A 12,856-nucleotide genomic window follows, 5' to 3' on the forward strand; every position below is an offset into this window, starting at 1 on the left:
AGGAAGGCAATCGCGCCCGGTGGCGCGGCCGGGCTTCAAACCCGGTTGGGGACGGCATCCGTTCCCGGGCAGGTTCGACTCCGGCTGCCTTCCGCCAATTATCCCGACTCCGCGTAAATCCCCTTGCAGGCTCATACCTGCAGGGGATCAAGTCGCCTCAGGTATTCGTCGGGGTCAGAAAAGAGGACACTCATTAATTTCTTTGTGATAGTGTTTTCCATACTTTATATAATTTAAGTTATATGTGTTTAAATTTTTATAATTTCTAGAAGATCATTCATGTCGTACTCTTCGTTGATTGATTTTTCATCAGTAATAACGAATTTTCTGGTTATTGTGTTATAGCTCTTTAAGATACCTAAGCGCTCGTATGGACCATTGCTTGAGTAAATAGTAACTCTTGCTTTGTTTCCTGTGCCTATGGTTTCGAAAAGTTTCTTCACCTCGCTATCTGAAACGGTATCTTGGGAGGATGGGGGGGATTTGTTTGTCATGATGAAAATCCTTCTTAAATGAAATGGTTTCTAATGCTTAGGGGGCGGGGGGGCACGCAATACGGTGCCCCCAAGAAAAACAACGGGAACTTGGGCGGACTACTGGAAGAAATGTTTTAGGATTGCCTGTTGATAAATTTAGTCAAGACCATAACTACGTTGAGGGTGGTTCCTTTATTTTCCAATTTGACTGCCTCTATAAGAGGTAGTTTTCGTTTGTCTGTATAGATATCTTCCACCAAATCCTGAGATAAAATATGGGGGCGGCCATCGCCTCCGGGATCCATGACGTATTCCCATTCACTATTTAAGTCGGAAACGATGAGTTTCCCATAAATAGGCTGAGTGCTGAATGTGACAATGCAGTCGTTGATTAACCCATCAATAATTCGTGCCGCTGTAGATCGATTTACCGTTGTGGTCTCCGCTTCTTTGTACATCACCTTCTTTTGACCATCATAAACAGGAGGCCCAATTTTCCATGTGGCGCAAGTGGCGAAGGCATCTTTGCACGCACTACAGTTGCAAACTCTCTCATGCAGAAACCAGTTTTTATTAGGATCATAGGGTTCCCCCATCTTATCGGCACCACCGCCCTCGGTAGATCCTGACGATGGGCCATAATCTCTGGATTTTGACCAAAAATGGTTTTGTCCCAGTGGACCCGGCATTATGACGCCTCTGTTGAACTCATTGTCTTTGTAGTTCATGCAAGTAACCTCAATTATAGAGAGATGATAACTACGCTGTACCGGGTTTTTGTCTTGCGTACCCGATATCTACGTGTCTAACCCTAAAGCTCAGAAACGAACATGTAACCTGTCATAAATTACAGTTTTTAAGATGATTTCGTAATTAGCACTGAATCGAACGGTAATTAACGCCCTGCTGTTTGGAGGGAACAAAAGATGCCTCTCCGCGGAATTCTTTAGGGCCGGCAGACGTAAGACAGTAGTCAGCCTTGCATGGCTAACAATCTATGTTTGAACGCGTCAGGATCAAATGGCCGAGGTTTTCCGCTGGACTCACCCTCACGCAGGGCGGCTCGGATCGTTTCCATTTCAGCATTGCGCATCTGCCTTCGACGGATCAAACCGCGCCTCTTCATTGCAGATTTACCTCGATTCTTTGTGGGAGCCAGCCTGCTGGCGATAGTGGTGAGTCATTCACATCAATGTCGGTTGATCGACCGCTTTCGCGAGCAAGCTCGCTCCCACAGGGGATCGGTTTTTCAGGCGGGCGGGTCGAGATTGTCGAGGGCGCGGTTGACGGTCAGTTCGCCCAGCATCACGACTTGTTGAATGCCCAGCAGGGTGTTGCGATAGGGCGCATCCAGCAAACCGGCGAAATCGCTGAGCATGACGCTGGCCGAGGCCAGCGATTCACTGGCGTGTACCAGCAGGGTTTCGTTGTCGGCGGCGGGATCGACGTGGAACAGGCTGCTGGATTGGCGGGTGATATCTGGTGTGGGCGGTTTGAGGTAATGGTCGAGGGCGCGGTCGGCGGCTTCGTGGAGTTTTTTCGAGTCGAGGGATTCGTAAGGCGAAATCGAGTTTGAGTCTGGTGGGTTGGGCGTTACCTTGAACATGGTGAAGCTCCTATTAGCAATGGAGCCGCCATAACCCGTCGCTAAACAGGTAAGGGTGGCGGCTGTACGCGGGTTAGCGAACCGGAAATAGGCACCCGGTAGACCCGGAGGTCTCCCGCATACAGCCACCATAGCGAAATCACAGATATGGAATCTGTAACGAAGCTTGAAATGCTGAGTGCACCTATTTGAACCCGAGTCGCTAAACCCGATCGCTGAATGAGTCAGCGACCCGGAAACGATAGAGACCCGCCCCAAAGCGCACAAGCCGGCGGATTCTGGCGTAGCCGTAGGCAACGACGCAAGGATGTGTAGGTTGCGAGAGTGTCTGCAAGTGTTGCCTAAACATCATTGTTTAACCACCAGCCATCAGAACCCCAACGGGTACTGAATCACTAAATAAATCCGGTCGATATCATCCCCGGCCTGTGCCTCGTTGGCCCGGTGCGAGACGTGCGACAGCTGCACCGACAGGTCCTTCGCCGCACCCGATTGCACGATGTATTTCAGATCGATATCCCGTTCCCAATGTTTGCCGCCAGCGCCTTGCTGCGGCTGATAGTCGCCAGTCTCGGCATCGAACGGGTTGTACGCGCCGCCCTTGGGCGCGTGAGTGCCGTCGATGTGGCTGCCTGAGACGTAGCGGGTCATGAAGGTCAGGCCAGGGATGCCGAAGGCACCGAGGTCAAGGTCGTAGCGTGCTTGCCAGGAGCGTTCGCCGGCGCCGTTGAAGTCGGCGTATTTGATCGAGTTGGCGAGGTAGATCGAGTCACCGCCCACGAAATCGAACGGCGTGTCGCCATTGATACGTTGCCAGCCGAGCATGACCGCGTGCGGGCCGAAACTGTACTTGCCGGACAGGCTGAACGCGGTGGTGTCGATGGCGCCGGCCAGCGCGCGACCGGTATCGCGGGTGTGGTAGAGGTTGGCATCGAGCAACAGGCCGGACTGTTTGAAGTGCAGATTGGCGTAGTACTGATGCCAGGTGTCAGTCAGATCCGAGGCGTAAAGCGACCCACCGACCGGACTGTCGCCGAACAGATCGGCGCCGAGAAAACTGATTCCGCCAGCCTCGGTAGTGGCGCCGTAACCGGAAAAGTCGCCGTGGCTCGAAGAGCTGTCCTGATTCTTGAATGCGGTGAAGTGTCCGGCCGTGAAGTTAACGTTGTCGATTTCACGACTGTTCGCTAGCAAACCTGTGGCGTATTCCGGTTGCAGGCGTTTGTCCGAGGTGTCGAACACCGGCGTTTCCACGGTCATCTCGCCGAACGCGAGGGTAGTTCGCGAAACCTTGAGCTTGAACGCGCCGCCAGCGCTGGAGTAGTTCGGTTCACTGCGACCATTGCTGTCGACCGGCAACAGACCCGTGCCGGAATGTCCTTTGCCGCCATCGAGTTTCAGGCCGAGAAAGGCGTGGGCATCGATGCCGAATCCGACAGTGCTTGGCGTGTAGCCAGAGGTGAGCGTGCCGATAAAGCCCTGGGCCCATTCCTGTTTATAGTTTTTGCCGGAGGGAGAGGGCGAGCGGTAGTCGTTGCTCAGGAAGAAGTTGCGGCTGAGCACTTCGGTTCTGGCGTCGTCGAAGAAGTCATTGGCCAAAGCACTGTTGCTCGCTGCGCAAAGCAGTGCCAACAATGCAAAGTGTGATGTTGAGGAAGCCATCGAGAGAGACCGACAATCAGGGAAGGTCTGCTGATGATGGGCAGGATCAACCGGGCTGGATTGAGCCGATGTGCTGAGTTCAAGGCATACCTGATTCCCTTGTAGGAGTGAGCCTGCTCGCGATAGCGGTCGATCAGTTTAGATCGATGTTAATGACACACCGCTATCGCGAGCAGGCTCACTCCTACAAGGGGTATGCGTTACAGCACGCCGTATTCGCGAGCCGTGCGATCCACGGCGATGCGTGTCTTGTCGACCAGTTCATCCAGCTCCGCGCGCGTAGCGATCAATGCCGGGGCCATGATCATCCGGCCCAGTGTCGAGCGAATGATCAGGCCTTCCTCAAAACCAATGGTGCGGCAGCGCCAGGCGATGTCGTTCTCGTTGGCGAAACGCTTGCGGGTGACTCTGTCCTCGGCGAACTGTAATGCCGCCACCAGCCCCACGCCCTGAACCTCACCCACCAGCGGATGGTTGCCGAACACTTCGCGCAGACAGTTCTGCAGGTACGGGCCGGTGTCGTTTTTCACCTGGGTGACCACGCCTTCATCGCGCAACGCCTTGAGGTTGGCAATCGCCACCGCAGCCGCCACCGGGTGCCCGGAGTAGGTCAGGCCGTGAGCGAACACGCCGCCTTTTTCCACCAGTGCTTCGGCCATACGTCGCGACAGGATCAGCCCGCCCATGGGGATGTAGCCGGAGGTCAGGCCTTTGGCGAACGACAGGGTGTCCGGTTCAAAACCGAACGCCTGGTGCGCGAACCATTCGCCGGTGCGACCGAAACCGCCGATGACTTCGTCGGCGCACAGCAGCACATCGTATTTACGGCAGATGCGTTGGATTTCCGGCCAATAGGTGGCGGGCGGAATGATCATGCCGCCGGCACCCTGAAACGGTTCGGCGACGAACGCGGCGACCTTGTCGGCGCCCAGTTCGAGGATCTTGTCTTCCAGTTGCCGTGCGGCGCGCAGGCCGAATTCTTCCGGGCTGAGGTTGCCTTCGTGGGCGAACCAGTACGGCTCGTCGATGTGCGCCACGTCAGGGATGGTGCCGCCCATTTCGTGCATGAATTTCATGCCGCCCAGCGCCGTCGCGGCGAGAGTCGAGCCGTGGTAGCCGTTCCAGCGGCCGATCATGATTTTCTTCTCGGGCTGGCCCATCACCTGCCAGAACTTGCGCACCGTGCGGATCAACACCTCGTTGGCTTCCGAGCCGGAGTTGGTGTAGATCGCGTGGCTGTAGTGCTTGGGTAGCAGGCTGAACAGCAGCTCGGAGAGCTCGATCACCTGCGGGTGAGTGGTGTGGAAGAACATGTTGTAGTAGGGCAGTTGTTGCAGCTGCGCCGTGGCGGCAGCGGCCAGGTCCTTGCGCCCGTAACCGAGGTTGGTGCACCACAGGCCGGACATGCCGTCCAGATACCGATTGCCGTCGTTGTCCCACAGCGCCAGGCGATCACCGCTGACCATCACGCGTGGGCCTTCCTCGTTGAGAGCCTTTTGATCGACGAACGCGTGAATGTGGTGGGCGGCGTCGGCGGCCTGGTAATCGCGGGTGCTGCGGGTCGGATCGAATTCGGCGGACATGGCGGTTCTCCAGAGCAATGGGGCAAGTGGGTGCGCGTTCATTCCAGCGGTGCACGGCCAATATTTGTCATTTAAAAAAATTTTTGTAAAGAAAATATTTGTCGGATAAAAAAGAAATCCGTAGGCTGACGCCGATCAGCAAGACAGGACATCAGCACCATGAGCGGGCTCAGAGAGCGGCAAAAGGAACAGCGCAGGGAAGTCATCGCGCAGGCAGCGCTGGAGTTGTTCAAGACCAACGGTTTTGCGGCCACCACGCTGGACCAGATCGCGGTCCAGGCCGGGGTTTCCGCGCCGACGGTGGTCAATTATTTCGGTGGCAAACAGGAGATTCTGCTGGCCTTGCTCAAACAGCCGGACGAGCAGGCGATGCGCGAGGCGCGGGCCAATCTGGATGACGACAGCGATCCGCTGGAGGCGTTGTGCGAGTTCGAAGGCTTGATGACCGACTATCAACTGCAAGCGATGCCGGCCTCGTTGTGGCGTGAACTGGCGCCGTTTCTGCTTACGGGTGAACTGGCGCTGGCGTTGAGTCCGTGGAATGCGGCGGTGATCGAAGAGACCAAGACGCTGCTCGGGCATTTTCAAGCGCAGGGCAAGGTGCGGGCGACGGTAGATCTGGACGTGGCGGCGACGTTGTTCAACCAGTACGCGAATATGGCGTTTATTCGGCTGGCGACGGAAGCGGCACCGGATCGGCAAGCGCATGCCCGGCATATGCGCAGTGTGTTGGGTTTGATCTGCCACGGTATTTTGAGCAACGGCGCGGAATCTAAAGCCAAGTGACAAGGAATAGAGCGCATGCCAAGGATCAAACCGATTTCAGTCAGGCATTGCCAGGTTTGTCTCGTGATGAGCGGCGATGGCTGATGCAACATCTGGCTCGGTTGCATCCCGAGCATGAGTGGATTCAGCGATTGCAACCGACTGAAGAATGCCTGGAGTCCAAAACATGATCTGTGGCGAGGGAGCTTGCTCCCGCCGGGTGCGCAGCAGCCATCTCTGAGAAGCGGGACTGCTCCGCGCTCCAGCGAGAGCAAGCTCCCTCGCCACAACAGACTTGTTCATCAGTAGATATGGCTAACGACGGGTCGCCAGGTAGGACTGTCCAAGATCACTGGCCCAACCGTCCAGCACCGCTTTGACGTCATCGGCGGTCAGCACCTGTTGGTCGTTTTCCAGCGGCAGCCCGATGCCCTTGCGCACGACTTCGGCGACCACTTCGCCGGTTGAGCCGTCTTCGAACGAGACTTCGGTGGTGATTTCACTGTCCTGGTCGCGGATGCCGGTGGCGGTGCTCACGCCGGCGGCAACCAGGGTCACCGGTAGCCATTCATAAAAGCGCAGGCCCTGAGTGCTGGCGGCGACGCGGGTGATCGCCGGTCTGACGGTCAGGGTATTCGGGCCGGGTTGCGACACCAGGTGCATGACCTTGCCCAGTTCCAGCCTGAGCGCGGCGTCGTAGTAGTCGGTGACGCCGGACAGCGTGCTCAGCGGGATCCGCTCGGTCGGCGCGGCGCTGGGGTAGAACTGGCTGGGCGCCAGATAGGCCTGGGTATAACGCCCCCGGGCCAGCGCCGGGCTGACCCAACCCAGCACCGTCTGCCCAGATGGCGACTGGCGCTCGCTGAGCACGCTGTAATCGTGCAGGAATCCGGTGTACTTCTGCGGTTCGACGGTTTTGTTGCTGCAGGCCGAAAGGCTGAGGGACGCCGTACACAGCACCGACATCAAGCAATGGCTTCTGATCATGCGAATCCTTGTTTTGGGCTGTTGCCCCGCGTCGTTCAAGCGCGGGCAGTGATTGGGGAGGAGAGCGGCGGGGTGTTATCCGAGCATTCGATGTGCAGCTGGCCGTGGCTCATGATCCATTGGATCAGGTCGGCGGTCGGAATCGAATGCACGTACTCGACCCATTGCGAATCGCCGGGGCCGTACTGCTCGAAATAGCGGCGCAGGACGATACGGCTTTGATCATCTGACAGGCCCAGGCAGAACTCCTGGAACAACAGCGGCGTATCCTGCTCGGGCGCGCTGGTGCGCTGGCTGAGAATCAACGGATAGCGGGCGTCGTGGCCCTCGGCGGTATAACGGTTGTGCAATGCGCTCATTGAAAGCCCCCCGGTTGTCGATGGCGTGCAGGGTGCCTGAGGGTTTTTGCCGCAGAATGTCCGCTTGATGTCCGGGACGACGGAATGTTGCTCGATTGAAATATATGACCCGCCCGCCAGAATAGTTTTAGATGCGTTCTTTTTTGGCCTGAGGATCCTGTGCCCGTGAGCAGACTGCTGATCGTCGACGATGACGTGGAAATTCTCGCCCTGCTGAAGAAGTTCTTCGTCCAGCACGCCTACGAGGTCGATGTCGCTGCCGACGGCGCAGCGATGTGGGCGGCAATTGCGCAGCAGCGCCCGGACACGATCATTCTCGACCTGATGCTGCCCGGCGAGGGTGGCCTGAGCCTGTGCCAGAAAGTGCGCGCGCAGATGGGCATTCCGATCATCATGCTGACCGCCATGGGCGAATTGAGCGACCGGATTGTCGGCCTCGAACTGGGCGCCGACGACTATGTCACCAAACCGTTCGCCCCACGTGAACTGCTGGCCCGCCTGCGCGCCGTGCAGCGTCGCGCCGGTGAGCAGGTCAGCCCTGCGAGTGAACCTTCGCGGCCGGTGATCGCCTTTGCCGGTTGGCATCTGGACATCACCTGTCGCGAGTTGCGCTCCCCGGAAAACGTGATGATTCCGCTGTCCGGCGGCGAGTTCGATCTGCTGGTGGTGTTTCTCGAACACCCGCAGCGCATTCTTACCCGCGAACAATTGATCGACCTGTCTCGTGGTCAGGGCCACGACGCCTTTGATCGCAGCATCGACGTGCAGGTCAGCCGCCTGCGGCGCAAGATCGAGCCGGACAGCAAACGCCCGGACCTGATCCGCACCGTGCGCAACGGCGGTTATATGTTCACCGCCAAGGTCACTCGTTCATGATCCATCGATTCCTGCGCCGTGATCCGCTGAGTCGGCGGATCGCGCTGACGATTGTCGCGGCCATGCTGGCTTCGCTGGCACTCAATTTCCTATTCGTGGAGGTTGCGGGGACCTGGGCGCGGCCACCGATTGAACGTACCGGTTTGCTGGAGCAGATTGCCGCGACCGTCAAAGTGATCGAGGCTGCACCAGCGCCTTTACGCCCGAAACTGGCGCACGCGGCAACCGGCCCGACGCAGGAGGTGACCTGGAGTGCGCAACGCGACGAACTTGGATTGCCAGCGGGTGGTACGCAGCTCATCGCCAACAAGACGTCGGGGTTGCATCAGTTGTTGGGCGATGAGCGAGACATTCGGGTGTTTAATCCCGCTGACTGGCCGAGCGGCAGTCCGCTGGCGTGCTATGCGGCGCTGATTCAACTGCCGGATGCCAGTTGGCTGTTGTTCTCTTCGCCCGAGCGCTCCTGGGGCCTGGACATCGGCACGCGCATCGCGATCATCATCGCTCTAGGCCTGATCGCCACCGTGCTGGTGGCCTGGCTGGCCACGCAGCAACTGGCCAAACCGCTGCAACGCTTTGCCAGCGCCGCCCGGCGTTTTGGCGGTGATCTGCGTGCGCCGCCGATCAAAGTCGAAGGCCCGGACGAAATCCGCCAGGCGATCATCGCCTTCAACACCATGCAGGCGCAGATTCAGCACTACATCAGCGAGCGCACGCACATGCTCGCGTCGATTTCTCACGACTTGCGCGCACCGCTGACCCGCATGCGCCTGCGCAGCGAGTTCATGGAGGACTTTGATCATCAGGGCAAACTGATCCGCGACATCGAAGAAATGCAGTCGATGATCAACGCGGCACTGGCGTTCTTTCGGGAAGACACTCAGCCGGAGCAAAGCACCGCGTTCGACCTCTCGGAATTGCTGCAGACGATCATCGACGACTACCGCGACCAGAACATTGCCATCGATTTCACCGGCCCGGCGCATCTGGTCTACGAGGGCCGGCCGCTGGGGATCAAACGGGTGATCGTCAATCTGCTGGAAAACGCCGAAAAGTACGCGCAGCAGCCGGCAATCGCCCTGAGCAGCGACGGTTACAGCGTGTGCATCGACGTCAGTGACAACGGGCCGGGGATTCCCGAAGCGTCGTTGCAGCGGGTGTTCGACCCGTTTTTCCGCCTGGAAACCTCGCGCAACCGGGATACCGGTGGTGTCGGGCTCGGGCTGTCGGCGGCGCGGGCGATTGTGCGCGAGCAGGGCGGTGAACTGACATTGAGCAATCGCAGCAGCGGTGGTTTGCTGGCGCGGGTTGAGTTGCCTTTGTAATACTTTGAAACATTTGCTCGTGACGGGCGGTCAACAGGACACATTCTCTGCAAGAAGCGTCCATGAAAACCCCACGGCCCTCCGCACGTCTTGAACCCCTGTCGCAACTGCGCAATCTGAAAATGGCCCGCTCCGCCCACGCCTATGTCCGTGGCAGTACGGTGCAGTTTTATGAGTGGCTGCACAGCCAACCCGGGCGCAGCCTGCCGAAAGGGCCGGCGGTGTGGATCTGTGGCGATTGTCATGCCGGCAATCTCGGGCCGACCGGCGATCTGAAGGGGCGCATCGACATCCACATCCGCGACCTCGACCAAACCGTTATCGGCAACCCCGCGCATGATCTGGTGCGTCTGGCGCTGTCCCTGGCCACCGCCGCCCGTGGCTCGGATCTACCGGGTGTGGCCACCGCACGGATGCTCGAAGAAATGATGCGCGGCTATGAGCAGGCGTTCGAAGACGATGTCGACAAGGAGCCGCCAAGACCTGCGCAAGTGAAGGCCGGAATGCGCAGCGCGGTGCAGCGTACCTGGAAGCATCTGGCGCAGGAACGCATTGAAAGCACCAAACCGACCATTCCACTGGGCAAGCATTTCTGGTCGCTGTCACGGGAAGAGCGCAGCGCGCTGAAATCGCTTTGCGCAACGCCTGACGTCCATACGCTGGTGACGTCCCTGAAGGGCCGCTCAAAGGACGACCGGGTGAAAATGCTCGACTCGGCCTATTGGGTCAAAGGCTGCAGCTCGCTGGGACTCAAGCGTTATGCGGTGCTACTCGGTGTGGGCGAGGGCGATGATCAGGAATATTGCCTGCTGGATATCAAGGAAGCGATTGCCGCCGCCGCACCTCGGGTGGCGCGAGCCGCGATGCCGCGCGACAACGGCAAACGTGTGGTTGAAGGCGCGCGTTTTCTCTCGCCGGGCCTGGGCAATCGGATGATCGCCACACGGGTGCTCGACCATGGCTTCTTCATCCGCGAACTGCTGCCTCAAGACATGAAACTGGAGCTGGATCAGTTGAGCCAGACCGACGCGATGCTCGCCGCCGGCTATCTGGCCCGCGTCGTGGGGCTGGCCCATGCCCGGCAGATGGACATGAGCACCCGGGCTTCATGGATGCGTGAACTGCAGGCGTGTCGCTCGAAGACGCTGGATGCACCGTCGTGGCTGTGGTCCAGTGTTGTGCAGTTGGTTGGCAGCCATGAGAAAGGTTATCTGGAGCATTGCCGGCGTTATGCGCTGGAGCATTGATCTGTGTGAGTGAAACAGTTGTCGGTTGCCGATATGAAATTTGTTCTGTAGATTTTCATGAAATTATAAGAAATAAATTTCATGAGGCGCCGAATGTTTCAGCAATCCCAGCAGCATGTCGCCAGTTATTACGCCCACAGTTGCGCCGATATTCTCAGCACACGACCGGCACTGGAAGGTGCGCACGACACCGAGGTGGTGATCATCGGGGCCGGTTTCAGTGGACTGCACACCGCGTTGCGTCTGGCCTTGGCCGGCAAGCGCGTCACCGTACTCGAAGCCAGTCGCGTGGCGTGGGCCGCGTCCGGGCGTAATGGCGGGCAAGCGATTCTGGGCTGGTCGTGCGACATGCCGCCACTGGAAGCGGCGCTCGGCCATGAGCGCGCCAGGCGTCTGTGGGATGGCATGCGTTGGGCTGCGCAGGAGCTGCGTGAATTGCCCGGGCGGCATGGTTTCGATTGCGACTATCGCCCGGGCCATTTGTGGACGTCGGTGATGCCGCGTCGGGTCAGCCTGCTGACTGAGTGGCAACACGAAGCCAGTCACAAGTGGGGCCACGACGGTCTGCAGTTCATTCCTCGTGAAGACTTGCCGCGGTGGGTCGCCAGCGAGCGTTATCAGGCGGGGCTCTTTGACGCCGAAGGCGCACACCTCAATCCGCTGAAACTCGCCCTCGGGCTGGCCGCCGCCATCGAGCGGGCCGGCGGGCGTATTCATGAGCAAAGCAAAGCGTTGAGTTATCAGCAGGAGGGCAGCGGTTTCCGGGTCAATACCGAGCGCGGTGCGGTGAAGGCCGACGTGCTGGTGTTGGCCTGCAACGCCTATCTCGATGAGCTCGACCCGCAACTCTCCAGCTGCATCCTGCCGGTCGGCACTTATCAAGTCGCCACCGCGCCGCTGACACCGGAGCAAGCCACCGCGCTGCTGCCGAGTAACGTCTGCGTGACCGACAACCAGTTTGTTCTCGATTACTTCCGTCGCACGCCGGACAACCGCTTGTTGTTCGGCGGTGGCTGCACCTATCTGGGCGGCATGCCCAAGGACATTGCGGCGGCGACTCGGCCGTTTCTCGAACGCGTGTTTCCGCAGCTTAAAGGTGTAGAGGTGGAATTCGCTTGGGGCGGGCATATCGATCTGACCATGAACCGTACGCCGGATGTCGGCGGCGAGGGCAATCGTTATTGGCTTCAGGGTTATTCGGGGCACGGCGTGTTGCCGACGCTGGCCGCCGCCCGTGCGGTGTCCGATGCGATTCTCGGGAAGGACGATGAGTTGGCGTTGTACCAGGGCCTGAGCAATGGCCGTTTCCCCGGCGGCAAGCACTTCGCAGCACCGCTGGAGGCTATCGGCAAGGCCTGGTATCGCCTGCGCGACAGCATTTGATGAGATTTTGATCATGAACAAGCAAGAAGAAATCGCCGCGCTGGCGATCCTGATCCACGACCTGCGCAAGCACAAGAAATACACCCTCAAAGAGCTGGCCGACAAGATCGGCCGTTCGGTGGGTTTTCTCTCGCAGGTCGAACGTGGGCTGTCGCGCCCGACCGTGGCCGACCTCACCGCGATCAGCGAAACCCTCGGCGTGCCGACCACCTATTTCTACAGCCTGCCCAAAGCCAAACAAGTGCCGTGGGTCACCCGTCCGGACGAACGCCGCACGCTGTATTACGCCAACGGCATCACCGACATTCTGGTGTCGCCGCAGATGCGTGCCTCGTTCTCCATGCTCGAAAGTCATCTGGAACCGGGCGCGAGCAGCGGCGACCGACACATGAGCGACAGCTCGGAGCAGGGCGGTTACGTGCTCGAAGGAGAACTGACCTTGTGGCTGGGCAACGACGATGAGCCGGTGACCTTAAAGGCCGGTGACAGCTTTCAATTCGACAGTCACACCCATTGCCGTTACGGCAATCTCACCGGGCAGCTCACCCGCGTGCTGTGGGTTTACACCTGATAACAACAAAGGATGA

The 12,856-nt window shown here is 58.8% G+C and carries 14 protein-coding genes and 1 tRNA gene; 7 read left to right on the plus strand and 8 right to left on the minus strand.

Annotation, left to right across the window (positions count from 1 at the left end):
• Position 1: 1 nt before the first annotated feature.
• Positions 2-97 (plus strand) — tRNA-Sec (locus LVD08_RS03830).
• 151 nt (positions 98-248) lie between these two features.
• Here the strand turns inward: LVD08_RS03830 and LVD08_RS03835 are convergent.
• From LVD08_RS03835 to LVD08_RS03860, 6 genes are all read right to left on the minus strand, one after another.
• Positions 249-494, minus strand: a complete 246-nt coding sequence (locus LVD08_RS03835; protein ID WP_247267451.1) for a hypothetical protein — start codon at positions 492-494, stop codon at positions 249-251.
• A gap of 116 nt (positions 495-610) precedes the next feature.
• Positions 611-1,204, minus strand: coding sequence for a hypothetical protein (locus LVD08_RS03840; protein WP_247267452.1), 594 nt, complete (start codon positions 1,202-1,204; stop codon positions 611-613).
• A 245-nt stretch (positions 1,205-1,449) separates the two neighbouring features.
• Positions 1,450-1,647, minus strand: coding sequence for a type II toxin-antitoxin system ParD family antitoxin (locus LVD08_RS03845; RefSeq protein WP_342453837.1), 198 nt, complete (start codon positions 1,645-1,647; stop codon positions 1,450-1,452).
• A gap of 78 nt (positions 1,648-1,725) precedes the next feature.
• Positions 1,726-2,082: a DUF6124 family protein gene (locus tag LVD08_RS03850; RefSeq protein WP_247267453.1), complete on the minus strand. Its 357-nt coding sequence runs from the start codon at positions 2,080-2,082 to the stop codon at positions 1,726-1,728.
• A gap of 369 nt (positions 2,083-2,451) precedes the next feature.
• The gene (locus LVD08_RS03855) at positions 2,452-3,744 is read right to left on the minus strand and encodes an OprD family porin (RefSeq protein WP_247267454.1); all 1,293 of its coding nucleotides are present in this window, start codon (positions 3,742-3,744) and stop codon (positions 2,452-2,454) included.
• Positions 3,745-3,944: 200 nt separating this feature from the next.
• Positions 3,945-5,327 (minus strand): aspartate aminotransferase family protein, encoded by a 1,383-nt coding sequence (locus LVD08_RS03860; RefSeq protein ID WP_247267455.1) that lies wholly within the window; start codon positions 5,325-5,327, stop codon positions 3,945-3,947.
• A 159-nt stretch (positions 5,328-5,486) separates the two neighbouring features.
• Between LVD08_RS03860 and LVD08_RS03865 the strand changes: the two genes are divergently transcribed.
• Positions 5,487-6,113: a TetR/AcrR family transcriptional regulator gene (locus tag LVD08_RS03865; protein ID WP_247267456.1), complete on the plus strand. Its 627-nt coding sequence runs from the start codon at positions 5,487-5,489 to the stop codon at positions 6,111-6,113.
• A gap of 294 nt (positions 6,114-6,407) precedes the next feature.
• On the opposite strand, the gene LVD08_RS03870 is transcribed toward LVD08_RS03865, so the two are convergent.
• Positions 6,408-7,079 (minus strand): DUF3313 domain-containing protein, encoded by a 672-nt coding sequence (locus tag LVD08_RS03870; protein WP_247267457.1) that lies wholly within the window; start codon positions 7,077-7,079, stop codon positions 6,408-6,410.
• A 35-nt stretch (positions 7,080-7,114) separates the two neighbouring features.
• A complete protein-coding gene (locus tag LVD08_RS03875) occupies positions 7,115-7,438 on the minus strand; it encodes a hypothetical protein (protein WP_097089845.1) in 324 nt (107 codons plus the stop codon).
• Positions 7,439-7,603: 165 nt separating this feature from the next.
• Between LVD08_RS03875 and LVD08_RS03880 the strand changes: the two genes are divergently transcribed.
• The 5 genes from LVD08_RS03880 to LVD08_RS03900 all read left to right on the plus strand — a co-directional run bounded on the left by LVD08_RS03880 (position 7,604) and on the right by LVD08_RS03900 (position 12,840).
• Positions 7,604-8,314 (plus strand): response regulator, encoded by a 711-nt coding sequence (locus LVD08_RS03880; protein ID WP_027614282.1) that lies wholly within the window; start codon positions 7,604-7,606, stop codon positions 8,312-8,314.
• The gene (locus LVD08_RS03885) at positions 8,311-9,639 is read left to right on the plus strand and encodes an ATP-binding protein (RefSeq protein WP_247267458.1); all 1,329 of its coding nucleotides are present in this window, start codon (positions 8,311-8,313) and stop codon (positions 9,637-9,639) included. The genes LVD08_RS03880 and LVD08_RS03885 overlap by 4 nt, the downstream gene beginning before the upstream one ends.
• Before the next feature lie 62 nt (positions 9,640-9,701).
• A complete protein-coding gene (locus LVD08_RS03890; RefSeq protein ID WP_247267459.1) occupies positions 9,702-10,886 on the plus strand; it encodes a DUF2252 family protein in 1,185 nt (394 codons plus the stop codon).
• A 93-nt stretch (positions 10,887-10,979) separates the two neighbouring features.
• Positions 10,980-12,269, plus strand: coding sequence for an NAD(P)/FAD-dependent oxidoreductase (locus LVD08_RS03895; RefSeq protein ID WP_247267460.1), 1,290 nt, complete (start codon positions 10,980-10,982; stop codon positions 12,267-12,269).
• Positions 12,270-12,282: 13 nt separating this feature from the next.
• Positions 12,283-12,840, plus strand: coding sequence for a helix-turn-helix domain-containing protein (locus tag LVD08_RS03900; protein ID WP_007967041.1), 558 nt, complete (start codon positions 12,283-12,285; stop codon positions 12,838-12,840).
• Positions 12,841-12,856 lie beyond the last annotated feature (16 nt).

It is taken from the genome of Pseudomonas sp. YL2, assembly GCF_023063025.1.
Taxonomy (GTDB): Bacteria; Pseudomonadota; Gammaproteobacteria; order Pseudomonadales; family Pseudomonadaceae; genus Aquipseudomonas; species Aquipseudomonas putida_A.